The 25,148-nt window shown below is 44.4% G+C and carries 23 protein-coding genes; 17 read left to right on the top strand and 6 right to left on the bottom strand.

The window, feature by feature from the left end; genetic code table 11:
• Positions 1-2: 2 nt before the first annotated feature.
• Positions 3-329, bottom strand: coding sequence for a hypothetical protein (locus A3860_RS22095; protein ID WP_143774218.1), 327 nt, complete (start codon positions 327-329; stop codon positions 3-5).
• Between the two features lie 16 nt (positions 330-345).
• Entirely contained in the window at positions 346-819 is a 474-nt protein-coding gene (locus tag A3860_RS22090) for a molybdopterin cofactor-binding domain-containing protein (protein ID WP_081150010.1), read from the bottom strand.
• Between the two features lie 17 nt (positions 820-836).
• On the opposite strand from A3860_RS22090, the gene A3860_RS22085 reads away from it, so the two are divergent.
• From A3860_RS22085 to A3860_RS22030, 11 genes are all read left to right on the top strand, one after another.
• Positions 837-1,733, top strand: coding sequence for a DnaJ C-terminal domain-containing protein (locus A3860_RS22085; protein WP_081150008.1), 897 nt, complete (start codon positions 837-839; stop codon positions 1,731-1,733).
• Between the two features lie 10 nt (positions 1,734-1,743).
• Positions 1,744-2,034, top strand: a complete 291-nt coding sequence (locus tag A3860_RS22080) for a chaperone modulator CbpM (RefSeq protein ID WP_081150202.1) — start codon at positions 1,744-1,746, stop codon at positions 2,032-2,034.
• A 127-nt stretch (positions 2,035-2,161) separates the two neighbouring features.
• A complete protein-coding gene (locus A3860_RS22075; protein WP_216823488.1) occupies positions 2,162-2,722 on the top strand; it encodes an RNA polymerase sigma factor in 561 nt (186 codons plus the stop codon).
• A gap of 85 nt (positions 2,723-2,807) precedes the next feature.
• A complete protein-coding gene (locus A3860_RS22070; RefSeq protein WP_081150002.1) occupies positions 2,808-4,022 on the top strand; it encodes a FecR family protein in 1,215 nt (404 codons plus the stop codon).
• A 261-nt stretch (positions 4,023-4,283) separates the two neighbouring features.
• Complete coding sequence (locus A3860_RS22065) at positions 4,284-7,628, top strand: SusC/RagA family TonB-linked outer membrane protein (RefSeq protein ID WP_158085320.1); 3,345 nt, start codon at positions 4,284-4,286, stop codon at positions 7,626-7,628.
• A gap of 11 nt (positions 7,629-7,639) precedes the next feature.
• Positions 7,640-9,130: a RagB/SusD family nutrient uptake outer membrane protein gene (locus A3860_RS22060; protein ID WP_081149996.1), complete on the top strand. Its 1,491-nt coding sequence runs from the start codon at positions 7,640-7,642 to the stop codon at positions 9,128-9,130.
• A gap of 146 nt (positions 9,131-9,276) precedes the next feature.
• Complete coding sequence (locus A3860_RS22055) at positions 9,277-10,335, top strand: glycoside hydrolase family 130 protein (RefSeq protein ID WP_081149993.1); 1,059 nt, start codon at positions 9,277-9,279, stop codon at positions 10,333-10,335.
• Positions 10,325-11,575 carry an MFS transporter gene (locus tag A3860_RS22050; RefSeq protein WP_081149990.1) on the top strand — a complete coding sequence of 417 codons (1,251 nt, stop codon included), beginning with the start codon at positions 10,325-10,327 and terminating at the stop codon, positions 11,573-11,575. The genes A3860_RS22055 and A3860_RS22050 overlap by 11 nt, the downstream gene beginning before the upstream one ends.
• Before the next feature lie 32 nt (positions 11,576-11,607).
• Positions 11,608-13,329, top strand: coding sequence for a hypothetical protein (locus A3860_RS22045; protein WP_081150200.1), 1,722 nt, complete (start codon positions 11,608-11,610; stop codon positions 13,327-13,329).
• Positions 13,330-13,514: 185 nt separating this feature from the next.
• Positions 13,515-14,549 carry an alcohol dehydrogenase AdhP gene (gene adhP, locus A3860_RS22035; protein WP_081149985.1) on the top strand — a complete coding sequence of 345 codons (1,035 nt, stop codon included), beginning with the start codon at positions 13,515-13,517 and terminating at the stop codon, positions 14,547-14,549.
• 37 nt (positions 14,550-14,586) lie between these two features.
• On the top strand, positions 14,587-14,796 hold the full coding sequence (locus tag A3860_RS22030; RefSeq protein ID WP_081149982.1) for a YgaP family membrane protein: 210 nt from the start codon (positions 14,587-14,589) through the stop codon (positions 14,794-14,796).
• A 75-nt stretch (positions 14,797-14,871) separates the two neighbouring features.
• Here the strand turns inward: A3860_RS22030 and A3860_RS22025 are convergent, their stop codons facing one another.
• From A3860_RS22025 to A3860_RS22010, 4 genes are all read right to left on the bottom strand, one after another.
• Positions 14,872-15,468, bottom strand: a complete 597-nt coding sequence (locus tag A3860_RS22025) for a short chain dehydrogenase (RefSeq protein ID WP_081149979.1) — start codon at positions 15,466-15,468, stop codon at positions 14,872-14,874.
• A gap of 86 nt (positions 15,469-15,554) precedes the next feature.
• Entirely contained in the window at positions 15,555-15,779 is a 225-nt protein-coding gene (locus tag A3860_RS22020) for a hypothetical protein (RefSeq protein WP_081149977.1), read from the bottom strand.
• A gap of 89 nt (positions 15,780-15,868) precedes the next feature.
• The gene (locus tag A3860_RS22015; RefSeq protein ID WP_081149974.1) at positions 15,869-16,732 is read right to left on the bottom strand and encodes an AraC family transcriptional regulator; all 864 of its coding nucleotides are present in this window, start codon (positions 16,730-16,732) and stop codon (positions 15,869-15,871) included.
• Between the two features lie 30 nt (positions 16,733-16,762).
• Positions 16,763-17,050 carry a YciI family protein gene (locus tag A3860_RS22010; protein WP_081149971.1) on the bottom strand — a complete coding sequence of 96 codons (288 nt, stop codon included), beginning with the start codon at positions 17,048-17,050 and terminating at the stop codon, positions 16,763-16,765.
• 262 nt (positions 17,051-17,312) lie between these two features.
• On the opposite strand from A3860_RS22010, the gene A3860_RS22005 reads away from it, so the two are divergent.
• From A3860_RS22005 to A3860_RS21980, 6 genes are all read left to right on the top strand, one after another.
• A complete protein-coding gene (locus A3860_RS22005; RefSeq protein WP_081149969.1) occupies positions 17,313-18,185 on the top strand; it encodes an alpha/beta fold hydrolase in 873 nt (290 codons plus the stop codon).
• Between the two features lie 466 nt (positions 18,186-18,651).
• Entirely contained in the window at positions 18,652-20,052 is a 1,401-nt protein-coding gene (locus A3860_RS22000; protein WP_081149967.1) for a sialate O-acetylesterase, read from the top strand.
• Positions 20,042-20,404: a hypothetical protein gene (locus A3860_RS21995; RefSeq protein WP_143774217.1), complete on the top strand. Its 363-nt coding sequence runs from the start codon at positions 20,042-20,044 to the stop codon at positions 20,402-20,404. The genes A3860_RS22000 and A3860_RS21995 overlap by 11 nt, the downstream gene beginning before the upstream one ends.
• Before the next feature lie 711 nt (positions 20,405-21,115).
• Positions 21,116-22,351, top strand: a complete 1,236-nt coding sequence (locus A3860_RS21990; protein WP_081149962.1) for a YdcF family protein — start codon at positions 21,116-21,118, stop codon at positions 22,349-22,351.
• Positions 22,352-22,450: 99 nt separating this feature from the next.
• A complete protein-coding gene (locus A3860_RS21985) occupies positions 22,451-23,170 on the top strand; it encodes an outer membrane beta-barrel protein (protein ID WP_081149959.1) in 720 nt (239 codons plus the stop codon).
• A gap of 27 nt (positions 23,171-23,197) precedes the next feature.
• Positions 23,198-25,141: a T9SS type A sorting domain-containing protein gene (locus A3860_RS21980; RefSeq protein ID WP_081149957.1), complete on the top strand. Its 1,944-nt coding sequence runs from the start codon at positions 23,198-23,200 to the stop codon at positions 25,139-25,141.
• The last annotated feature ends 7 nt before the right edge of the window (positions 25,142-25,148 follow it).

Raw genomic sequence — 25,148 nt, 5'->3', positions numbered from 1 at the left:
GCTCAGGCATTAATATCTATAGATACAACAAGAACATCAATTTCTTTTCCTGTGTATTGTGAGAGTTTAGTGGATACTTCCTCAACGATCTGCCGGGCCTTTTCAAAGGTGATCGTATAGTTAAAGGACATTTGTATTCCGGATTTTTCCGTTGAATACGAAAATTCATCTTTGCCAACCTGGTAGTATGTTCTGTTGTTTTTGGAAACTTTTGTCCAGGTCAGGGAATCAGGGGTCATCAGGTTGTCAAAATCTTCCCGCTTTATTTCCAAATCACCAGGGGTGATTAAAAATTCAAAGTCCTTCCCTGTCATGTGTGTTGCCTTCATAACCTTTCCGGTGCCTTTATAAGCGCAAAGGTAAGTTTCTTAATCGTTGCCCGGTTGCAGAAAATATGGCATTTGCCAGGGCTGGGGCAATGGGGGGAACGCCCGGTTCGCCGGCTCCGCCCATTTTTTCGGTGCCGGGAACTATATATACTTCAATATGAGGGCATTCATTCATCCGCACGAGGCGGTAATTATGAAAATTAGACTGGTGAACCCTACCTTTTTCAAGGGTTATTTCACCATACAGGGCTGCCGAAAGGCCGAAAATAATGCCCCCTTCCATCTGGGCAATAACGCCGTCCGGGTTTACCGCCACGCCGCAATCAATGGCGCATACGACCCGGTGCACCCTGATGTGTTTGTTCTCAACAGAGATCTCAGCAATCTGTGCTACATAGCTTCCCATGGCTTCGTGAACCGCAACACCTTTAAACCTGCCCGGTGGTAACGGTTTGTTCCAGCCCGCTTTTTCAGTAAATTTACCATACATGTTATAAAAACAACGTTATGGAGTTTGTGGATTATTATAGTATACTGGGTATCGATAAAAGCGCTTCGCCCGACGAGGTAAAAAAAGCATACCGAAAACTGGCGCGCAAGTATCATCCTGACCTCAACCCTAATGATACGGCCGCCAATAAAAAGTTTCAACAGATCAATGAGGCGAACGAAGTGCTGAGTGACCCGGAGAAAAGGAAGAAGTACGATCAGTATGGGAAAGACTGGGCGCATGCCGAACAGTTTGAGCAGGCGAAAAGGTCCCGGCAGCAACAGCAGCCATTTGGCGGCGGTGGACAGCATTTTTCATCGGAAGATTTTGGGGAGGGCGACTTTTCCGACTTTTTCGAATCGTTGTTCGGGCGGCAATCACGCCGGGGTGGCAGCAAATCAAAGTTCCGCGGGCAGGATTATGAAACGGAAATGAAAGTTAATCTCACGGATGCGTATGCTACTCATAAACAAACGTTCACGGTAAACGGAAAGAATATTCGCATTACTGTACCAGCAGGCATTGAGGATGGCCAAAAAATACGGCTCAAGGGGCATGGGGGCGAAGGTTTGAATGGCGGCCCTGCCGGAGACCTGTATATCACGTTTTCAATTGTTAATAATACGTCTTTTAAACGCCTCGGTAATGATCTTTACCAAACACTGGATATTGATTTGTATACAGCGCTGCTTGGCGGCGAAGTTACCATTGATACACTCAGTGGTAAGGTGAAAATAAAGATCAAACCTGAAACGCAGAACGGTACAAAGATCCGGTTGAAGGATAAAGGATTTCCGGTATACAGGGAAGAAGGCCGGTTTGGCGATCTGTATATAACTGTGCATGTTAAGTTGCCCACTAACCTTACCGAAGAGCAGAAGAAATTATTTAAACAACTATCTGAAATGAAATAAAATGCCAGCCATGGACAATGAACAGCTGATAGTCGTAAGCGAATTTTGCGCCGGACACCATATAGAAATTTCTTTTATAGAATCCCTTGGTCAACAAGGCCTCATTAATATCTCTACCATCGGCGAACAACTGGCTATTTCCGATACACAGCTACCTTTACTCGAAAAAATGGTGCGGCTGCATTATGAGCTTGATATAAACCTGGAAGGAATAGAAACCATTTTTCATCTGCTCGGGCGGATAGAAGCAATGCAGCAGGAGATGCGGGAGTTGCAGAAAAAAGTGCGGTTATATGAATAGCCGGTAAAAGCGGGTTAATTAATATCCATTTCTGGTGCTGAAAATGGACAGATTTTTATTGTTGGGAAAAAGGCTACATTTGTCAAAATCAACGACCAGCTTGCCCAACTTGCAACCATATGATGATATGGCTCTTTTTCTTCGTATTGCGCAGTCAGATGAAGCGGCATTCAGGCAGTTATTCGAGCGGCACAAAGTACGTTTTTATGCAACTGCATTGAAGTTGACCCGATCCCCGGTGCTTGCAGAAGAAATAGTTCAGGAAATATTTCTTACCATTTGGCTGAAGCGGTCCCTGCTTCCGGATATAGAAAAGCCTGAAAGCTACCTGATCACAATGGTTTACAATAGTGTATCCAAATATTTCAGGAAGCTGGCCATTGAAAAGAAAATGCGCGAAGAAATAGCCGGCTCACCTGCTGAAAATAATCAGGAAGTGGAGAATTGGCTTGATGCAAAGGAAAGTCAGCAATTGATCCTTGCCGCCATTAACAAATTGCCCACTCAGCAACAACTTATTTATAAATTAAGCAGGGAAAGCGGTTTAAGCCGCGAAGAAATAGCCGGGCAACTTGGCATTTCTCCCAATACTGTAAGAAATCATTTGCAGGAAGCTATGAAAAACATTCGGTTATATCTTCAACAGGCTACGGGACTGTCGGCCATCCTCTTTATAATAAATTCGTAAAAATTTTTCTTTCCACTGGTACATTTGTTTGTCTCGCGACTCTATTTTAATGCGGGTTCATAACAACCCGTTTTAAAGAATAGTAATGATTGCTATGCCTATCTCCAACGACAGGGTCATGTATTTGCTGCAGCAATATTCGCGGGGCATTTCTTCTGCCGCCGAAGAGCAGGAACTATTTCATTGGATGGCTTCAGCAAAGGATACTTCCATTCTTAAAGAGCATATTGCCAGTTTATTAATTGAAACACAAGACGCATCAGCATATACCGGTGTTAACTGGGAACAGTTGTACGGAAAGTTATTGGAAAATGCAGGAGATTTAAGCAGCAGGGCCGCTCCGGTACGCCGGTTGTTTACTTTAACCAGGGTGGCAGCAGCGATCCTGATTATCGCTTTATCTGCATCAATAGTTTATTATTTCATTCATCAAAAGCCGAAAAAGGATCTTCCTGTAGCTGTGCAACAGAAAGCTTTACCGGTTAAGGATCTGGCGCCCGGTGACAACAAAGCAACCTTGCAGTTGGGCGACGGCTCAGTAATGGTTCTTGACAGTGCCAATACAGGCGAAATAACACGACAAGATAATACTGCCATTATTAAAACGGAAGACGGGGCTATTGCCTATACTGGTACAGGCAGCCAGTCTGCTATATTTTATAATATCCTCAGCACGCCCCGCGGGGGTCAGTATCATGTTACATTGCCCGATGGTACAGGCGTATGGCTGAACGCTGCTTCCTCCCTGCGTTATCCTACTGCCTTCAAAGGAAAAACGCGGGATGTAGAACTTACCGGTGAAGCTTATTTTGAGGTGGCCAAAGCATATGATAAAAAAGAACGCCTGCCATTTATAGTACATGTAAAACAAATGCAGGTGGAAGTGCTTGGCACCCACTTTAACATAATGGCATATGATAATGAAAAAACATTGAACACCACGCTGCTTGAAGGAAAAGTTAAAGTATACAAAGGAAATAAAAGCAGTTTACTGTCGCCGGGACAGGAAATACAATTAAGCGATCAGGGCGAATTCAGAATGATCCCCAATGCCGATGTAGACCTGGCTGTTGCCTGGAAAAACGGCTACACTTCATTTAAGAATATGGATATTACCGGTATTATGCGGCAAATAGAAAGGTGGTATAATGTAGATGTTGAATACGACGGCGTAATGCCCCACAGGACCTTCTCAGGGGAAGTGCCGAGATCGGCGGGACTTTCACAATTATTACAGATCCTTCAGGCCAGTAACATAAGTTTTTCTATCGAAGGCAGAAAAATAAAGGTAAGGCCATGAAAATATTTATATCGTAAAGCTTTTTATAACAACTTAAAAATCTAACTGAGTGATTTGTTAAGCCGAAAAAAAGCCGGAAGTGATGGAAGCACCTCCGGCGGTAAGTTCGGGTTAACCCAAAATCACAATCGGCGAAGACTGCTTTTTCATTAACCCAAACAAAACAAATGTATGCAATTGACTGCTAATTGTAAACTCCTTTACAAAAAGGAGGGTGCTTCGTTTTGCCGGCGAAGCTTTATAACCAAAACGCTGTTGATAATGAAATTTACAGCCATCTTTATGTTTGTTGCCTGCCTGCACGTAAGTGCTAATGTGCATGCACAAAAGATCACTCTTCAGGAGAAGAATACACCTTTATCAAATGTGTTCCGACAAATTAAAAAACAAACGGGATTTGTATTCTGGTATGAAGACAATTTGTTCGACGGAAAAAGAAAAGTGAACATAGATGTTAAGGATGCGTCTATTGAAACGGTATTGAATCTCCTGCTGAAAAACGATGATCTCACCTATGAGATCATAAATAAAACAGTAGTGCTGAAACGCAGGCCGGTAGTTACGGCAGTTCCTGCCAAAATCGTTGAACAAAAACCGGTTGCAAAACCGGTAAAGGGCCGTGTTACTGATGAAGACGGGAAACCGCTTGAAGGGGTTTCTGTTTCAATAAAGGGAACGTCGATAGGCACTACTACCCGCGCAAATGGAGAATTTGAGCTTGAAATTCCCGACAATTCAGGTAACGTTTTACTATTCAGTTTTGTTGGCCGGCTATCTGTGGAAGTTAATATTTCAGGGAAGTCGTTCATAAAGGTACAGTTAATGAATGCCGGCGAGCAGCAGGAACAGGTTACCATAATAGCCTATGGTTCGCAACGTAAGTCGCTTGTAACTGCGGCCGCCTCTTCAGTAAAGGGCGGTGAGCTGGTAAGAACGCAATCGGCCGATCTGGGAAGTGCATTGCAGGGTATGGCTGCGGGAGTAACGGTTACTTCACCAACCGGCGCGCCCGGCACCGAAGCTGTTGTTCGCATCAGGGGTATCGGCACTTTAAACAATAACAACCCGCTGTATATAATTGATGGCATACCGGTGAACAGCGGTCTTACCACCATCTCGCCTTCAGATATTGAATCTGTAGAGATCTTAAAAGATGCTTCAGCCGCTTCTATTTACGGCGCCCGGGCAGCCAATGGGGTAATTCTCGTAACCACAAAATCGGGTGCTGCCGGAAAGAATATGATAAACATAGATGCTTCTTTAGGTATTGCCGCTGTAAGCCATGAACCCAAAATGGTGAATACTTCGCAATATATACAGTTGCAGAATGAAGCGTTTGCCAATGATGGAAACAGTAACAGGAATACTGATGATCCCGCAAAATTACCCAATACCAACTGGCAGGATGTGATTTACAGGCAGGGCATAACCCAGAAGTACAATGCGAGCTTTTCGGGTGGTAATGATAAAACCCGCTATTACATCTCAGGCAATACCGTCGATCAGAAAGGCATCATTGTAAACTCGTACTTTAAACGTTATGGTATCAGGACCAATGTTGTGTCAGATGTAAAATCATGGTTTCGTATTGGGGAGAATATAAATATCACGTTCGACCGCAATCAAAGCGTTGGCGCTTCGGGCGATGGAGGAAGGGCCGGAAGTTTGCCCGGTGTGGTAAGATATGCCCTTATCAGACCTAATGCCATTCCGGTATATGATCCGGCAACAGGGTTATTGAGCGATCTGCCCCCCGCTTCCCTTTATAAGAACCCTAACCTTTACGGTGACGGAAAAAATCCTTTGGCGATTGCTTTATACAGAAATAATACCCTGAACCGGTACCGGTTGGTAGGCGATGTATTTGCCGAAGCAAAGCTGCTGAAAGGACTTAAACTTAGGACCGATTTTGGCCTTGACTATTATACCAACGAACAACAGACCTATACCGGGCAGATCCCGGGCGACAGAACAACGCTGACAGATTTGAACAGATCAGTTGATAAGTTCAGGAACCGGTTCAACACGCTGAACTGGACCAACGTGCTTACCTATTCAAGGAATATTAAAGATGACCACGACGTAAACATAACTGCAGGAACAGAATACGTTGCCTACACAGCTGATTACCTGTCTGCCTCCCGCAATGGCTACGATGCCCGTTCTGATAACAATGGCGATCTCCAATACCTGGTGTATGGCACGGGACAGCAATTTGCAGATGGAGTAAAACAGCAATGGGCACTGATGTCGTATTTTGGAAGGGCTTCTTATGCTTTCCAGGGAAAATACCTGGCCACTGCCAGCCTCCGTTCAGATGCTTCTTCGCGTTTCAGCGAAAAGAACCGCAGGGGTTATTTCCCTTCTTTTTCTTTAGGATGGAATGTGGCCCGTGAATCTTTTATGAAATCAATTACGTGGATGAATGATCTGAAGATCAGGGGAAGCTGGGGACGCCTCGGCAACCAGGAAATTGGCTTTTACCCGTTTTCAACTATATATTCAACCACCAATAATGTTTTACAGGTCGTCAGCAAAGGCAATCCCGATGTAAAATGGGAATCTACCGAACAAACCAATATAGGTTTTGATGCTGCCATACTGAACAGAAGGGTTAAAGTATCTGTAGACTACTACATAAAGAATACCAGCGATATTCTTATTCAATTGCCTGTTTCCTTTACCAACGGCGACGCTGCACCTCCGTATGTAAATGGAGCGGGCATGCGCAACCGGGGCCTTGATGTTACCGTAAATTACAGCCAGGCGCATAATGACTGGAACTGGAATGTGACCGGTAATGTAACTACCGTAAACAACCAGGTTACCTCATTATATAAATCAAAAGAACAATTGATCAGTGCAGGCAATGGACTCATATTACTGAAGGAAGGAGAGAGTGTAAGCTCGTTTTACGGTTATAAAACAGCCGGAATATTCCAGAACCAAAATGAGATCGATAGTTATAAAGACAAAAACGGCAACCTCATACAGCCAAACGCAAAACCTGGCGATATTAAATTTGCCGACATCAATAACGATGGGGTGCTTGATGATAAAGACAGGAGCATCATTGGTCATGGGTTGCCAAAATTCCTGTACAGTATAAACGGTACTGTAGCCTATAAACATTTCGATCTGAACGTGTTTGTAAATGGCGTAAGTGGCAACCAGATTTACAATGAAGTGGATAATATAATCAACAGCTTTGATTCAAGGGGCTTTAATACAAAACTTGATTTTTACAACAATCGCTGGCATGGCGAAGGAACCAGCAACAAAATACCAAGGGCAACGTATCTGGATGGTAATAACAACAGGCGTACATCAGACCGCTATATAGAAAGTGGAGCTTATGTGCGATTGAAAAATGTGGTGCTCGGATATAATTTTTCACAGAAAAAGCTGCAGACAATCGGAATAACCAATGCCCGGCTGTTTGTAAGCGCACAGAACCTGGCAACAATAACCCGCTATAAAGGCGCTGATCCCGAGTTGTATACCAACGACAATCTGGCCAATTATGGCGATCTGGGTATTGGCATCGACATGGGAACCTATCCTCCCGCCAGATCTTTCACCGTAGGTATTCAGCTAAATTTCTAAACAACTGCTTTATGAAAAAAACATTAATTATAATAACTACTATATTATTGTTTGGATGTACCAAACAATTGAATAAAATTCCGCAGGGACAACTTACCGAATCGAATGTATTTACACAGGCCGGCGATTTTCTTTTAGCCATAGACGCCGCATATGAACCTTTAACCAACCGGTGGCGTGGTAGCTGGGATTGGGATGCCGGCGCGGCCATTCCGCGCGACTGGGTAACAGGCGATGTAATGAGTGATGATGCCGTAAAAGGCGGCGGCGGTCTCGGCGACCAGGAAGATATGCGCCGGATGCAAACCTTTGCTATATTCCCCACCAATAATAATGTGCTGGGTATATGGCGGTTCAATTACAAAGGTATCAACGCTGCCAACACAGTTCTTCAGCAGGATGGTTTAAAAGCCCCTGACCTCAACGACGCTACACTGAAGCGCATAAAAGGTGAAGCCTGTTTTTTACGTGCCTTCTACTATTTCCGTCTGGTAATAAACTTTGGTGCGGTGCCCTTATTAATACCCGAGAAAGGCCTCAACGACAATACAAAAAGAAATTCCGTTGATGAAGTATATGCTCAAATAGACGAAGACCTTAAAACGGCTGCATCGGTATTACCGGCTTCTTATGCCGTTACTGATTACCAGCGGGCAACAAGTGGTGCTGCCCATGCATTATGGGCCAAAACATATTTGTACCGTAAGCTTTGGCAAAAATGCCTCGACGAAATTACTTTGGCCGAAAACACGGGTAATTATGCCCTGTTGCCCAAATATGCCGACAATTTCAACGGCTCGGGAGAAAAGGGGAGTGAGCTCATTTTCGCTTCGCGGCACGATGCGGGTAAAACACCTTCGCAGGGATCCATCTTGAACGCCGTATTTGCACCGCGTGGCATTGGCTGGGGCTTTAATTTGCCTACACAGGACCTGGTAAATGAATATGAAGCAGGCGACCCCAGGATCAAGGCAACACTTTTTAAAGCAGGCGACACCTATTTTGACGGTACGGCGTTCGATGTATCGGCTTCGCTTACGGGATATTGCGTTAAGAAGTTTTTGGGCAATTTCAATCCCCTCGACGACGGCGGCATTGACTATGTATATATCAGGTATGCCGACGTGCTTTTATGGAAATCGGAAGCATATCTGCAGTTGAACGACCTCAATAACGCTAAAGCCGCACTTGAAATAGTTCGGGCCAGGGCCCGCGCAAACGCCGGAGGAGGCGTATTGCCACCGGTTACTACAGGTAATAAAAATGATCTGCTCACGGCAATACAACACGAAAGACGGGTTGAGCTTGCTTTTGAAGGACATCGTTATTACGATCTTGTTCGGTGGGGGCTCGCCGCCACCGTGCTGGCTAAATCTGCTTTGGCCAATCCGCTTACGGGTTACAAAGATTATGGCGAAGGATGGCAGCCGAAGAATGCCCTGTTGCCTATTCCTCAGCGCGAAGCCGACCTGTTAGGACTTTCTCAGAATTCAGGGTACTGATTTTAATTAGATAGCAGGCTTGTATTAAGATCAGAGAGGCCTTTATGGCCTCTCCTGACAAAACCTTGCCCTGCGCGTACCATTATTTATCCGGTACCGTTATGCCCTCAATTTTACATACAATTATTTTTTGAAAGCAAACTGATATGAAAGATATCGCAAAACGATTTGAGCAGAATCCTTTGTTATCGCCTGCCAGCCTGAACCCCAGCCATGAGTACCTCGAAATTGCCTGTCTGCTGAATCCGGGCGTATTCCGTTTTAACGGCAAAGTATGGTTGTTGGTGAGAGTTGCCGAAAGGCCAAAGCAAAAGCCGGGTTATATTTCTTTTCCGGTATTAAGTGCCGCGGGTATGCAAATTATTGAGATCCCATTGAATGATCCTGGCCTGGTTGCCACAGATGCCAGGGTTATAACGTATAAAGGCACCGATTACCTTACCACCCTTTCACATTTGCGATTGCTTTGCAGTGATGACGGGTTACAGTTCTATGAGCCCAATGAATATCCTGTACTGGTTGGGGAAGGGCCGCTGGAGTATTTCGGAATTGAAGATTGCCGGGTAACAGAGCTGGATGGCACTTATTATCTTACCTATACCGCCGTTTCGGATAATGGGGTAGGTGTGGGCTTGAGAACTACCCGTGACTGGAAAGAGTTTCAATTGAACGGGATGATATTGCCGCCGCACAATAAGGACTGCGCCATTTTTGAAGAGAAGATAAATGGTAAATATTATGCATTGCACCGGCCAAGCAGTGTAGATATAGGTGGTAATTATATCTGGATCGCCTCTTCGCCTGATGGCCTTCATTGGGGAGATCATCAATGTATTATTAAAACGCGCAAAGGATATTGGGACAGCGCCCGGGTGGGTGCCGGCGCTGCCCCTGTTAAAACCGCTATGGGCTGGCTCCAAATATATCACGGCGCCAACGGGCGGCACCAATATTGCCTGGGCGCTTTTTTGCTTGATCTGGAAGAACCAACAAAAGTGCTGGCGCGTACCGAATTGCCAGTTATGGTACCCTCGGCGCCTTATGAACTGACTGGCTTTTTTGGGAATGTGGTATTTACCAACGGGCATATTGTAGACGGTGACAGGCTGGTGATCTATTACGGCGCCTCTGATGAACATGTTTGTGCAGCCACTTTCTCTATACAGGAAATATGTTCACAATTAAAATGGCAACATGCTGAATAAAATAAAGAACGAAATAGGACAGTTCAATAAGCAGCCGCACAATTTCAGGATACTTGTTTTAACAAACCTGGTATATGCTTTTGTGCTTCCTGTTATAGATATTTTTGTCGCCGCCTACGTAATGCGTAATTCAAACGACCCGGTTAAAGTAGTTGTTTATCAGCTTACCATTTATACCGGCATACCATTGACATTTTTATTGAACGGAGTATTGCTCAGGTATTTTAATATAAAATCATTGTATGCTGCGGGTATGATGTTGAGTGCAGTTTCGATGATCATTATGATGTCGCTTAAAACCCTCAATTTAACGGGTATCGGAATAGCCGGCATTATCATGGGCATTTCATTTGGGTTTTATTGGGCCAACCGCGATTACCTGGCCCTGGCCACCACCAGCGACCATAACCGCAATTATTACTATGGACTCGAAACATTTTTTTATACCATCATTGCCGTAGTGGTTCCGGTATTTATCGGCTGGTTCATTGAGTTGCACCACGGGAACACAGAGATCCACAAGGCGTATAAAATTATAACCGGGCTTGTATTGTTGATCACTGTTATTGCATCAGTAGTTTGTTATAAAGGAAGCTTTGGTAACCCGGTTAATAATAAGTACATCTATTTGAAGTTTCATCCGTTGTGGAACCGGCTGTTGGTAATGGCATTGTTAAAAGGACTCGCCCAGGGCTTTCTGGTAACCGCACCAGCCATGCTTATTATGCTCATACTCGGAAAGGAAGGCACGCTGGGGACTGTGCAGTCGGCGGGAGCCGTATTTGCAGCACTCATTATGTATATTTTAGGACGCTTTACCGGCCCTGCTCACCGCATACGCATTTTTACTGCCGGGTTGGTATTGTTTGCACTGGCCGCTTTATTAAATGGTATCTTATTTAATAAGACGGGGGTTTTATTATTCATGTTGTGTTTGCTTATTGCCAAACCCCTGCTCGATTTGGCTTATTTTCCTATACAGTTCAGGGTAATTGATGTGGTGTCGAAAATAGAGAACCGGGGTGAATTCGCTTACATTTTAAACCATGAAACAGGATTGTATGCAGGCCGTTTCCTGGGCGCGGGCACTTTTATTGTGCTGGCCTATGCCCTGTCAACCGAAATTGCGTTACGCTATGCAATTATAATTATAGCGTTGTTTCAACTGGCATCGGTGATGGTGGCAAAGAAGATTATCAGGCAGGCAAATTTACTGGCTAAAGTAAACTCCATTAATTGATCATATTAACGAAATATTATCTGAAAATAATTATGAAATATCTGTTCAATATAGCTGTTTGCTGCTTTTTTTCTTTCACCTGTTTTTCACAAGGGAAAAAACAGGTTATTCAAAAACATATATCCCGGGTAGATCAGATGCCTGACCTGCCCCGGCCTTTACATGTAATAGATTACCGGCAACTGGCACTGCGTTTCGACAGTACAGTATTTGATTTTAACGCTACAGATAGTTGCTGGCCATTGGTATGGAAAGACAGCAGCGGCAGAAATTTTCCTCAGCCGGTGGTTGGCTTATATACTGCCATTGGTGATGTTCGCCAGGGGCCCACAAATAATAAAGGGATGTTTCATGAAGCCGTAGCAACTATGGGCTCGGTATTGGGCGCATCATTGGTTGATATTGATAAAACCAACCGGCAGGGATTGAATTATGTAAGCATGTTAAAAAATTATTTTAATAAAGATGCGGGGTGGAATATCATGATGAATAATACCTGCCCGCAGGTTGGAATGTTAGGCGGTGGTTATGGTCGCGATTGGTGGTATGATGTTTTTCCGAATGTGCTTTTTTATGCCATTTATGATAAATACCCGCATGAACCAGGGCTCGATACGCTGGCCCGCAGCATTGCTGAAAAATTTTGCCGGGCAGACTCAGTGTTGCAGGGTAATTATGAATATTCGTTTTTCGATTATGCCCGCATGATACCTGTAAAATCCAGTCTTTGCGTACAGCCGGATGCAGCGGCAGGGCAGGCCTGGGTTTTATATGCCGCCTATAAGAAATTTGGTGACAGCCGTTACCTGAAGGCCGCGGTCAATGCATTAAGATCGCTTGGGAAGGTGAAGTTCAATCCCAATTATGAAGTATTGATGCCTTTCGCCGCTTATCTGGCTGCCAGGATGAATGCTGAGCTGGGCGAAAACTTCAATCTGCAAAAAATGCTTGACTGGACATTTGACGGAACGGCAGCCTGCAGGGAAGGCTGGGGCGTATTGGTGGGGAACTGGAATGGGATAGATATTTCAGGGATAGTTGGCAGTACTACTGATCATGGCGGATATGGTTTTTTAATGAATACCTATGATGCAGCCCTGCCGCTGCTGCCTATAGTCCGTTATAACAAAGCCTATGCTGCAGCTATTGGTAAATGGATGTTGAATGCAGCGAATGCTTGCAGGTTCTTTTATCCTCAATATATGCCAAAGGAACACCAGACAATTCCCCACCTGGCGCATATTGCCAGGGGCGTTATTGGTTATGAAGGAATAATTCATACTTCAGGTTATAGCCAATACGCCGGCCTGTTAGCACCTGTTGCACAAGGCGACGGCCCCCAATGGGTTCCCGGTAAGAATCCCGAGGTTTCGCAGTTAAGTGTTTATGGAAGCGCACATGCAGGCATTTTTGGAAGCATTATACATAACACTAACGTTGCCGGTATTCTGCAGCTTGATCTGCTTGCTACTGATTTTTTTCACGATGAGGCATATCCTACCTGTCTTTTGTATAATCCTTATAATGAATCCAGGGAAGTGGAGCTGTTACTTGGAAATGGCAAAAAGCTTGATCTGTATAATACTATCTCTGAAGCTTACATGGCACATGGGGTTTCAGGTGCCACACGCGTCAGATTATCTCCCCGGCAGGCGGTTGTACTGGTATGCGTACCTTCCGGCGGAAAAACGACCTATAGCGGCTCAAAAATGCTGGTCAACGGAATTGTGGTTGATTACAACTTTCATAAATAATAGGGGAAACCGCATGGGTGTGCCGTGCCTGATGCAGTTACTGTATATAAAGTTGCAGGCAGCTAATGTAATGAGTGGCGCATTCCCCAGCACGGTGATTTTAATCAGTGCACACTTTGACCGGTATCATTTAAAAGCAGAGATGTTGCAAATAAATTTGTAACAATCATTTCAAACCTGTTTTTATGATACCAAAAACAATGAAAGCTGCAGTGCTGCATCAGTTTGGAAAACCGCTGCAAATAGAAGAAGTGCCGGTAAAAGAACCGGGCGCTAACCAGGTACTTGTAAAAGTGATAACCTGCGGTGTTTGCCATACCGATCTGCATGCCTGTGAAGGCGACTGGCCTGTTAAGCCTAAGCTTCCCTTAATTCCCGGACATGAAGCCGTTGGTTATGTAGTGGCGCTGGGACGCGATGTGCAGAATTTGAAAGAAGGCGATATCGTAGGCGTACCCTGGTTATACAGTGCCTGCGGATGTTGCGACTACTGCATTACGGGATGGGAAACGTTGTGTGAAAGCCAGCAGAACGGCGGATACAGCGTTGATGGCGGCTATGCGGAATATGTAACTGCCGATGCGCGTTATGTTGCGCATTTCCCACCCAATATTAATTTTCTTGAAATTGCTCCCATTACCTGCGCCGGTGTTACCGTTTATAAAGGGCTAAAAGAAACTGATACCAAACCCGGTGAATGGGTGGCCATTTCGGGTATTGGCGGGTTGGGGCACCTGGCCGTACAATATGCCAAAGCCATGGGGCTCCACGTGGCAGCCATCGATGTGTCGGATGACAAGCTGAAACTGGCGAAGAGCCTGGGTGCTGAGTTGACCGTTAATGCCAGAGAGGCTGATCCAGGGGCATATTTGAAAAAAATGGTTGGTGGTATGCATGGCGTACTGGTTACTGCTGTTTCACCCATTGCATTTAAACAGGGGCTCTCCGCACTACGCCGTAAAGGCACCATCTCGCTTAATGGGTTACCACCAGGAAGTTTTGATCTGCCCATATTCGAAACCGTATTGAACCGCTATACGGTAAGAGGTTCAATAGTAGGCACCAGAAAGGATATGCAGGAAGCAATCTCATTTGCGGTTGAAGGAAAAGTAAAAGCCACTGTACATGCCGCCCGGCTTGAAAATATCAATACGATATTCGAAGAAATGAAAAAAGGAGAAATTGAAGGCCGGATAGTGTTGGAGATCGGGAAGGCGTGATGAGAGAAAATATATTCTTCATTCAAAATATTTTTTTATGAAAAAAAATATGGGTATTGCCGACCGGATGATCAGGATATTGATAGCTGCTGTTGTTGTTATTCTGTTTCTGACTAATATAATCACCGGAACCTGGGGATACGTACTAATAGGGATAGCAGTCATTTTTGTGCTTACCAGTTTGGTAGGGGTATGTCCGCTGTATTCCCTTCTTGGAATTAATACACGTACAATCAGGAAAGCGTAGCAATAACGCTGCCCTAAAATGAACCATTATGGGTCGTTACCTTGTATGGCAACGACCCTGGTATTTCTAAAAGGGCTAATAAGGCTTGATGATTTGACCGGTATTCGCGCCAAATACACTTTTGCTGAAGCCGTATTCAAGTTGCTGCATGGTAACGGGTATTTCGCCCGGAAAATAGGGAAAGTATTGCGGTGATTTTTCTATTACGGTCGGGCTAACCGCATTGATGCGAATACCGTTTTCCAGTTCAATGGCTGCCGCCCGTACAAATCCTTCCACCGCTGCATTGGCGGCCGATGCGTTTGCAAAATTCTTTTGCGGGTCATGGGTTAACGCGCCGGTGATTAATGTAAAAGAGCCTTTGGCGTTGATGTAGTGTTGGCCAATAAGTACCAGGTTGATCTGTCCCATCATTTTACCTTCTACTCCATTGCGAAACGTTTTATCTGTTAAATTTTTCCATGGACCCACATAGGTTGGGCCTGCTGTGCAGATCAATGCATCAAAAGAACCAATATTCTTATACATGTTCTCAATTGATTCGGGCGACGTTATATCTACCTTGACGTCATCACTATGGCGATCTGCTTTTATAACTTCATGGTCTTTTTCAAAAGCACTGGCCAAATGCCTGCCCATGGTGCCTGATGCACCGACGATAACAATTTTCATTTTCTGATTTTGCGTTTATATTTACAAATATGGTTTTGAAGGAACCGTTTGGTTTATTATAGCCTGAGCGTGAGCGATGCGCAACGTTATTTTGCATCACTCTTTTTTGAAAGCCTGCTGATCATAAATTCAAGGAGCGGCACAGCAATAAACATCATCCAGGGTACCAATGAAATAGTCAATAGGAATGTTCTTTGGTACAATGGAAGTATTGACAACTGTTTGCCAAAAAGAAAAAGGAATAGGGTGATAGAAGGGTATATTACTATCCAGATCTTCAGAGAGGCTATTAGCTTTTCTTTTGTTTTCATGCCTGTTACTTTTAGTGTTTTTTATTTATATGCAAAAGTAGATCAGGCAGGAGGGGGTATGGTAGGACAGCGATAAAGTTGAATAGGACTTATTTAAAGTTCTTTCTAAACGCCTCTGGCGAATAGCCTGTATGCTTTTTGAAAAATCTTATAAAGTAAGAAATGTCCTCATAGCCTAAGTGATCGGCTATCTCCTTTATCTGGTTGGGAGTGGCTAATAAATACCTTTTTGCTTCCAGGATTATTTGATCGTTGATAAGTTCCGATACTGTTTTCCCTACAGAAGCTTTTGTAATGGAGTTTAGCTGGTAAGAAGACAGGTTTAGCAGGTCGGCATATTGCGACGCATTTTTTATTTTCGTGATGTTGAGTTCCAAAAGCCTTAGCAGATCTTCGTAACGTTCCTGTGTGTAAGTATTTGTTGTGTTAGAAATTTGAGCTGGATTATTGCTTTGGCGCACATATTCGATGAAGAAAAGATCGAGATTGGCCTTTATTGCCTCAATAAAACCCTCCTGTTTTGCAGTATACTCGGTAGAAATATTTGTTAGAAATGAAAGTAGTTTTTTGAAACGGGTATCCTTTACTGTACAATAGTTTTTACTCGTAGCCTTCTTCCACCGTTGCGCTGTTATGCTATTCTTTGGCTGATAAAATAAATTATCAAATTCCATCAAATAACCTGTGCACTTTGCTGCTAATTGAAGTTGATGTACCTGGCCGGGGCGAAGAATGAAGACCGCATAATTGTGGATGTTGTAGCTGATAAAATCAATTTCATGAACACCGGCGCCTTTTTCCAATGCCAGAACAAAATAAAAGTCGTGTTTATGAAGTTTCTGCACCAGTTCTTTCCCTTTCAATACTTTTGATAGCTCTCTGATGCTGAACCGACCTTTATTGCTTTGTTCTTTATGCGTAGAAGCGATATGTTTGACCGGTATTTTTTTCAACGGCGGCAATTTAACTAAAATATAAATGGGCTACTCTATATAACAGGCAAAATTTTCATCATATTTAGTTGGAATGACTTCAGTGATCTCGTAGTCGGCAATCTCATTCTGGTAGAAAGGATCTTCTTTGATAATTTCCTGCAAACTGTTTTTGTCAACGTTGCGAACTAATATAATTCCGCCAGTTCTTGGGTTTTTCCTTCCGGAAAAAATAAATTTCTTTTCCGAGTAGTATTTATCCAGGAATTTGATATGTGATTCAAGAAATTTATCTACCTCGCTGTTTGCTTTTTTGTATGACAATGAAACTATAAACATGCTAAATTGCTTTTAAATATTTCTGCTGTTTGGCTGTTTGGGCATTTATTAGTTAAAAAATGCGGGTGTAAGTTATGGAAGTTGATGAATATTTTAAATAAGCTATTGTCTACCCCCCATAGTAACCGGGCGATGAGTACGAAATAGACCTGTTTAGGCATAATTCACCCCCTAAGTTGTCGTTTTTACACCGTATCAAATCCGGACGTGAATGCTAGTTTTGAGTTGTCAATAACATTCAAACTAAAATTCAACCAGCGTAATGAAAAATTTGCTCAAAACACGTACTGCTCTTAAATCAATACTGCTAATTGTAATAATGTTTGCAGCATCCCGGTCAAACGGACAACAAATCAAACCTTCCAACAGCGGTTACGCACCTGTTAATGGCATCAAAGTTTATTATGAAGTATACGGCGAGGGTAGGCCTTTAGTTTTATTACATGGTGCTTTTATGACAATTGATATGAACTGGGGCCAGTTAATCCCTGAGCTGTCAAAAACCAGGAAAGTAATTGCCATTGAATTGCAGGGACATGGGCATACTCAGTTTTCAGATAGAAAATTATCGCATACTACTTTAGCAAGTGATGTAGAAGGAGTGATGGATTACCTGAAAATTGACAGTGCTGATGTAGCAGGATATAGTTTTGGCGGCGCTGTGGCTTACCAGTTTGCCATACAAAGCCCTAAACGGTTAAGAAAATTAGTGATCATTTCTGCTACTTATAAAAGTAATGGTTGGCTACCCGAAATAAACAATGCGTTTAAGGCAATGAAGCCTGAACTTTTTGCGAACACTCCTATGAAAGCCGCATACGATGCTGTGGCACCTGATAAAACAAAATGGACAAAGTTCTTAGAGCAGATGATTGCTTACGCCGGAGTGCCTTTCAACCAGGGCGATTCTAATATTTCTAAAATTTCTGCGCCTGTATTGATCATCTCCGGTGACAATGATGGATTGGATAAAATTGAATTGATAAAAACATATAAATTGTTGGGTGGTGCTGTATGTGCTGATTTTGGAGCAATGCCAAAATCACAATTGGCCATTGTTCCTTCACAAGGGCATGTAAGCCTGATGATGCAGACAACAACGATTTTGACCTACCTGAACGGTTTTTTAAAGTAACCAATTGCAAACGGGCCTGAGAAATCATAACAGGCAATGTTGGAGCTTAGGTCGCACCTGGTTGATTACGGACTTTCCTTATAACGCCCCATCGTTATCCAGAAATGATCAATATCAGAAGTGAAAATGTTTCCCTGCCTTTGCGCGAAAACGGTAACAGAACAGATAACGCAACAAACCAGCAGGCTAATACATACAGGTATTCGACGGTACATTTGTTTCAGATTAGAATGAAGGTTAATGTAATATTGTACAATTTACAATAAAGGCTTTTCTTCACAAACAGCATTGTCGCAATGCACTCCGTAGTGAAGGATTTCAGGCCGAAGGTGCATGATGGTAGCAAGCCATCCATAAATTAAATTTGAAGCTGGTGCAACTGACTATGAGCTGCTGATCATCTTTGTTCCATTAAAACAGTAAAGCCCTGAAATCTCTATTTTTTTACATCGCATCCTTTTGGGCATTGAACGCCGCTGCCAAACCTGAATTGCCCCTGGTCTTTGGCGATCATATGGTATTGCAACGCAATCAGCCGGTACCGGTTTGGGGAAAGGCCGCGGCAGGCGCTCCGGTGAAATTGATCTTTGATAAACAAGTGAAAGAAGCGGTTGCCGGTGCAGATGGTTCGTTCCAACTCTGGCTCGATGCTATGCCTGCAAACAGCAACGGGCAATCACTTTTCGTGATCAGTGGAGATACCATTGAATACAAAGATGTGCTGGTAGGGGAGGTATGGCTTTGTTCCGGACAAAGCAATATGGAATACACCATGAACAGAAGCGCTCATTATTATAAGGCCAAACGATCTCATGGGCTTGATTCGGTGCAGGTGACCCAGGAAAATAATCCGGCAATCCGGCTCTTCCTGGTGAACCGGGAATTGACCAAACCTACTGATCGTAATAAAGGATGGCAAAGAGGGGAATATCCCTGGGTAGGGCAGTTTTCTGCAGCCGGTTACTATTATGCCCGGGAATTACAAGCGCGCTTGCAGGTGCCCGTGGGCATGATAGCTGCCTCTGTTTCCGGCTCGGCTATTGAGCCCTGGTTGCCGGCACATCCGGCTGCCAAAAGCCTGGATACTTTACAATCAGGGGAAGAACCGGCTGGTAAATTTTTCGCCGGTCGTATTCAACCCCTCGCACCCTATGCGCTAAAAGGCTTTCTCTGGTATCAGGGCGAAACCAATTGCATGTTAGATCAGCGCGAGGAGTACACCCGGAATATGTTGTTGCTTATTAAGAGCTGGCGGGGTCTTTGGAATAATAGCAGTCTTCCTTTTTATTACGTACAAATTGCGCCATTCTACTATAGTCATTCCAAAGGTAAAGGCAAGGTGCAACTGAACGACCGCAGCCTGGCTTTCTTCCGCGCGGCCCAGGATAAAGTGCTGACTTCTACACAAAACACGGCCCGCATTATTACCACCGACCTCGAGGACAATCTTGATGATATTCATCCTACTTACAAATGGGAAATTGGAAAACGACTGGCCTGGCTGGCACTTGACCACACTTATCATGTAAAGCAGGTTTCAGGAGGTCCGCGCATTTCAACCGTGCGCTTCAATGATCATCAGGCCCGCGTAAATTTCGCGAATCCTGAATCCGGACTTGAAGTACATGATGGCAGCAAGATCACAGGCTTTGAACTGGCGGGAGCAGATGGCAGGTTTTATGCGGCTACAGGAATAGTTAAGAAAAATTATGTACTGGTAAGCTCACGGGAAGTGCCTGATCCGGTGGCGCTGCAATTTGCCTGGAAGGAAGATGCCGAACCGAATCTTTTCAATAAGGCCGGCTTACCAGCGGAGCCTTTTAAAACAGGTGGGGCTGACAATCAAAGTAATGAATATGGAAAATAATAAAACCCTTTTAAATCAGCATATTGAAAATGTGAAGGGTTCTTTTGGGAGTTATTTTACTCAGGACAAACTTAAAAATGATTTTTTCAAAGGAAAGGAAAGTGAGATTTTCAGTGTATTCAATTACAAAGACGAGTTATATGAAATGGAATTATCTATACATGATGAATTTACTGTGATGAGCGTTAAAATGAAATTTGATTTTCGAGGTTTTACACATGTCTGTATTGATGTTGCAATAGGAGGCCTGGATGACACCAGTGGCTATCCCGCCGCAGGTAAATGTTATATTAACATGGAGTATGATAGCGCCCTGGAATTACATGATTGTATCCTTAGAGATTTTTACTAGGTAAGTTTTATTTATAAGTCGATATTTTTATAACTCCCCGCACTAACTATACATTATCCAGCTGTAATTATACAAAATCCCGATCTCAAAATATTGTATACAGATTTCATTATGGAACATCAGTAACCAACTTTTTGATATCAGTAGCAAAGAATTCGACGTCCCAGCATAAGATTTGGCTATACCTAAGTAAGGTATGGTATAATCTTAGCCAGGTATAGAGCAAATCCATTCGGGTATGATGTAAATCCATTCAGGTATGACCCAACCTTGGGCAGGGATGCTCCAATGTGAGCCTGGAGTACAAAAAGTTGAATCAAAATGCGGCATAGTTACATCAAAATGCGGCATCCGAAGCCTGGTAAGCCATTTCCGAAGCCTGGTAAGCCATTTCCGAAGCCTGGTAAGCCATTTCCGAAGCCTGGTAAGTCATTTCCGAAGCAACATAAGCTCCGATCTTCTAAACTTTTGTAGTTATCGGGAGAAGATGCTTCTGGAATGTGTGTTGTGGACATTTCATTGAGAGGTTATGGCTGCAACCCGGATGTCGCCGTTGCGCCATGTGGTATCTCCGTTAATTCAGTAAAAAAGCGGGCAGTGGGCTATATTTGTAAGCAGGCGCCCGGTGAAGTAGTAGCAAGGGATGTTGGTAAATGATTTCACTGGTGATCACTCCGGCCTCTTTCCGGAACTAATGGATTTGAAATAAATATGATGAAATATTCCGTTGTCAGAATTCTTTTTTGCTGCCTTGTGCTACTGGTTGGAACGACCAATGCGTTTGCCAATCTTGTTAGAGAGGATAAGCTGTACAGGAAGCTCTTTCCTTTCATTTACGAGCTTAATTTTCCTATGGGGCAATATATCAGGAATTCAAAACCCCTGGATGCTATACGGGCAAGGCTACAGCGGGATGCTCTTGATGGAATTAAGAACTGCGAAACAGCAAGCTGCTTTGGTAGTTCATTGCAATTCACGGGCGCAGAGATAAAAACCATTGGTGATGAGCTGGTGCGTTTATCGTTAACACGATACGAATGCAGGAAATGGGTCGACAGCTTTAAAATTGTATGTCCTTACGTTCTTTTTAAAGGGGAGGATGATACAGCTTTTGTTCGCAAAGCCTGGGAAACAGAGGTACGCGGCCTTAATAATATCCTGGGTGTTTATATTGAAGGACGTGCACCGCTGTACCCGAAAATAGATGCCATCAGTTTTCAAAATGATGATCCGGCTTTTCGCGATAGTATTGCCGCCGGCGTTCATGTAATATTGGATAAATATGGCAAATACATGAACTGTTTCACTTTGCCTGTTCGGCTGGCGGTGGAAGCCATGCGGTTAAATGGGCGTAATGAAGCCATCCGTTACGAACGCGATTATATATCATTTTACAACGATTATGTTGGTGGAAAGGCAAAAGAAATTAAATGGGATTCTTTTCCCTATAGTGTGATCCTGGTACCGGGTCTTGGTCCTGAACAGCCTGGCGTAAAGCTGGACCCTGGTGGCGCCCGGCGATGCGACAGCGCTGCTGTTCGGTTCCGGGCCGGGCTGGCGCCATTTATCGTAGTATCAGGCGGCCATGTACATCCCAATAAAACGCCTTATTGCGAAGCGAATGAAATGGTAAATTACCTGATAGATGTATGTCATATACCTATGGATAACCTTATTGTTGAGCCCTACGCCCGGCATACCACCACCAACCTGCGCAATACCAATCGCATTATTTTTAATGAAAATATCCCGCCAGGTAAACCGGTATTGATTGTAACCGATGCCGCGCAAACGAATTATATCAATGGCCCAATGAAAGAGAAAGTAGTGAAAGAATTAGGGTATACACCTTTCAGTTCTATGAAGAAATTAAGCGCCACGGAAACGGAATATCTTCCAACAGAAAATTCCCGGCAGGTCAATTCAATGGACCCGCTTGATCCATAAACAAAAATTCATATATCCGGAATATAACCAATTCTCCCATATTTATGGGATTGCCTTACTTAAACGAATAGGCGATTTTTGTGCTCAACACATTAATCAATGGGCCTGAAAATTACCCCTGTAATTTTATTGATACTATTCTTCACCGTCAAAACTACCGAGGCGCAGATCTATTCTTTTGGCTTTAAAGGGGGCGCCAACTACTCAAAGGTCAGCAACCTGTCTACGATCATCCTCAGCGAACCCTACTTTATAAATTACAGCATTACCGAAACAGGCCGTTACGGCTGGCACCTGGGCATTTTTTACGAATACAACTTTGAAGAACAACCCCTGGGTTTTCAGTCAGAGGTCATGTATTCCCGGCAGGGCGGCAATGTTAATTTCAGCAATTACGAAAAAGACTTTCATTATAAAATGGAGTTTGCCTACCAGTACATGAACATCGTGGGACTGGCAAAATGGTTTCCCGGTCATGGGCACTTCAGTTTTGGCGCCGGTCCTTTTCTCGGCATCAATGTAGCTTCCAGGAATATTAAATACAAGTCGTGGGGTACGGGCAAACAGGATGCTTTCGGGACCGATCTGCAGCAACAACAACAACTGCAAAATGTATTGAGGGGCAAGAATAATTTTGGCCTGGCCGTTGATGCCGGCTTTGATGTGAACCAGTATGTGAAAATAGGGGCGCGCTATTACTACAGCGCCACCAATACCGTTGAAACACAAGCCAATTCGTACAATTTTATCACGGCGAAAAACAACAATACAGTCATCGAGCTGTCTGTGGCAGTAAGTGTGGAGAAGCTATTCGACTAGTTGTTGTTTTCTTTTCCAACAAAATATATGGCAACCCTCAAAACAGGCTCACTGCTTGGCATGCTGTGGGCTATTACCTGTACTGCCTTATGCCAGTCACCCTCGCCAGGAGGTATTCATGGCGCTATACAATGGTATAGCACCGACACCGGCATTACTACGCCCGGCCTTCGCAGCAGGCTGCCCGGCGATACAGGCCTCCTCACCTTTGATAAAGCCACCACCGCATCGCTGAATTTCCATCCGGCCCTGGTATTTACAGGCGCAAACGCTATTAACGTGAACCTGGCCGGGCACGACCTGTGCAGCGCCAGCTATTTTACCGTATACCAGTCGCTCGACACTGCCCACGAAAATAATATCTGGCATCTCAGCAGCGACACCAGAACAGGGCTGGTGCTTACTACCAACCGCATGGCCGATCTTTCGGCGTATCAGTACATGAATTATATTGATGTGGTGCGTGCACAGCCTAAAGTAAATGTATATGTGCAGAACAAAGAAAAAGACTCGCTGGACACCGGAATGTATTCATGGACCATTGGCATGAAACCCACTGCACCGCAATTGCCTGTTGTGAATTTCAGGGGGTATGTGCCGGAGGTGATTGCTTACAACAGGGCGTTGAACAGCCAGGAACGTTTACAGGTAGCTTCATACCTGGCGTTGAAATATGGAATTACCTTAACAGAACCCGGCGCTACCTATTTGAACAGTGCCGGTGAAACCATCTGGAGCGGCTATGACTATCCCCAATGGCACCACAACATTGCCGCCATAGGCCGCGATGATTCGGCCGCATTGTACCAGGTTAAAGCCACCAGCAGCAACCATCCGGGCCTGCTTACCGTTTCAACAGCTGATCAACTAAATAATAACTCCTTCCTGTTGTGGGGCGATAATGGAAAACCGTTAACCCCTGCGCCCAAAATAGCAGGCCTGCCGGTGATGTTGCAAACAACCTGGCTGATGAAAAGTTATGGCAATGTGCGTGCTTTCACTACCGATGTAGTGATTGATACAAAACCGGTGGATGCCCCTTTGCCGGTACAACCTGTATACTGGCTGGCTATTGACCGCACGGGGAAAGGCAGCTTCAATATGCCTGGGGTGGAATTTGTGAAAATGGAAAAGCTCGACCCGCAGGGAAAAGCATATTTCAGGAATTTGGTATGGAATAAAGACAGTTCGGGAAAAGCCGTATGGGCTGTTATAGCCGCGCAGGACTTACTGCTGGCAACCACCATACAACAACCCACCTGTACGCAGCCCCGCGCCGGCGGGCTGCAGGTAAAGATCCTCGGCGGCCAGTCGCCCTTTCTGCTGCAGGTCCGTAATACCGGCGGATTGTCAACCAGCAAAAACATTTCTAACAGTACTGTACCGGTTACAATTGCCGGGTTAGCCGCAGGTAAATATTTCCTCGTTGTTACCGATGCAGCACAGCATATTTACAGGGATTCGTTTTATCTCAATAACGATGATGTACCGGTGCCTACAGCTTTGGCTGCCAGCTATGAACTGCCCGCAGGTAGACCGCTCACCATCAATGCAGCTGACAATATGCCCAATGGCTTATTGTGGGAATGGAGCGGCCCCAACGGCTTTCAATCATTTAACCCGCAGGTAACCATAACCGAACCGGGGTTATACACCGTGCGGTGCAGTACAAATGGCTGCGGCAGCCAGCAGGACCTGAAAGTGACTGCCGCACCGAATAATATGCTGTCCGATGTAACGGTATATCCCAATCCTTCACCGGCTGCTTTTAATGCCCGGGTAACCCTGCCCAAACCAGCGCCGGTAACCATGTCGGTGTATGCACCCGATGGCCGGCTGATCACCACACAGAAAGGAGACAATCGTTCCAATTATTTATTCACCGGCGATCTGAAGTCAGCTGGTGTATATGAACTGGTCTTTACATCGGGCCAGTCGCAAACGAGCAAAAGACTGGTAATCGCAAAATGATAATAGC

It is taken from the genome of Niastella vici, from assembly GCF_002077945.1.
Lineage (GTDB): Bacteria > Bacteroidota > Bacteroidia > Chitinophagales > Chitinophagaceae > Niastella > Niastella vici.
This window is presented reverse-complemented; position numbering and strand designations above follow the sequence as displayed.

What these genes read in the sequence shown, in the direction of transcription:
- A3860_RS22020 (WP_081149977.1), bottom strand. Translation starts at nt 15,779, where the DNA reads ATGAAAACAAAAGAAAAGCTAATAGCCTCTCTGAAGATCTGGATAGTA.
- A3860_RS22030 (WP_081149982.1), top strand. Translation starts at nt 14,587, where the DNA reads ATGAAAAAAAATATGGGTATTGCCGACCGGATGATCAGGATATTGATA.
- A3860_RS22070 (WP_081150002.1), top strand. Translation starts at nt 2,808, where the DNA reads ATGATTGCTATGCCTATCTCCAACGACAGGGTCATGTATTTGCTGCAG.
- A3860_RS22025 (WP_081149979.1), bottom strand. Translation starts at nt 15,468, where the DNA reads ATGAAAATTGTTATCGTCGGTGCATCAGGCACCATGGGCAGGCATTTG.
- A3860_RS22010 (WP_081149971.1), bottom strand. Translation starts at nt 17,050, where the DNA reads ATGTTTATAGTTTCATTGTCATACAAAAAAGCAAACAGCGAGGTAGAT.
- A3860_RS22090 (WP_081150010.1), bottom strand. Translation starts at nt 819, where the DNA reads ATGTATGGTAAATTTACTGAAAAAGCGGGCTGGAACAAACCGTTACCA.
- A3860_RS22065 (WP_158085320.1), top strand. Translation starts at nt 4,284, where the DNA reads ATGAAATTTACAGCCATCTTTATGTTTGTTGCCTGCCTGCACGTAAGT.
- A3860_RS22050 (WP_081149990.1), top strand. Translation starts at nt 10,325, where the DNA reads ATGCTGAATAAAATAAAGAACGAAATAGGACAGTTCAATAAGCAGCCG.
- A3860_RS22060 (WP_081149996.1), top strand. Translation starts at nt 7,640, where the DNA reads ATGAAAAAAACATTAATTATAATAACTACTATATTATTGTTTGGATGT.
- A3860_RS22005 (WP_081149969.1), top strand. Translation starts at nt 17,313, where the DNA reads ATGAAAAATTTGCTCAAAACACGTACTGCTCTTAAATCAATACTGCTA.
- A3860_RS22085 (WP_081150008.1), top strand. Translation starts at nt 837, where the DNA reads ATGGAGTTTGTGGATTATTATAGTATACTGGGTATCGATAAAAGCGCT.
- A3860_RS21990 (WP_081149962.1), top strand. Translation starts at nt 21,116, where the DNA reads ATGATGAAATATTCCGTTGTCAGAATTCTTTTTTGCTGCCTTGTGCTA.
- adhP (WP_081149985.1), top strand. Translation starts at nt 13,515, where the DNA reads ATGATACCAAAAACAATGAAAGCTGCAGTGCTGCATCAGTTTGGAAAA.
- A3860_RS22045 (WP_081150200.1), top strand. Translation starts at nt 11,608, where the DNA reads ATGAAATATCTGTTCAATATAGCTGTTTGCTGCTTTTTTTCTTTCACC.
- A3860_RS21995 (WP_143774217.1), top strand. Translation starts at nt 20,042, where the DNA reads ATGGAAAATAATAAAACCCTTTTAAATCAGCATATTGAAAATGTGAAG.
- A3860_RS21985 (WP_081149959.1), top strand. Translation starts at nt 22,451, where the DNA reads ATGGGCCTGAAAATTACCCCTGTAATTTTATTGATACTATTCTTCACC.
- A3860_RS21980 (WP_081149957.1), top strand. Translation starts at nt 23,198, where the DNA reads ATGGCAACCCTCAAAACAGGCTCACTGCTTGGCATGCTGTGGGCTATT.
- A3860_RS22075 (WP_216823488.1), top strand. Translation starts at nt 2,162, where the DNA reads ATGGCTCTTTTTCTTCGTATTGCGCAGTCAGATGAAGCGGCATTCAGG.
- A3860_RS22095 (WP_143774218.1), bottom strand. Translation starts at nt 329, where the DNA reads ATGAAGGCAACACACATGACAGGGAAGGACTTTGAATTTTTAATCACC.
- A3860_RS22055 (WP_081149993.1), top strand. Translation starts at nt 9,277, where the DNA reads ATGAAAGATATCGCAAAACGATTTGAGCAGAATCCTTTGTTATCGCCT.
- A3860_RS22080 (WP_081150202.1), top strand. Translation starts at nt 1,744, where the DNA reads ATGGACAATGAACAGCTGATAGTCGTAAGCGAATTTTGCGCCGGACAC.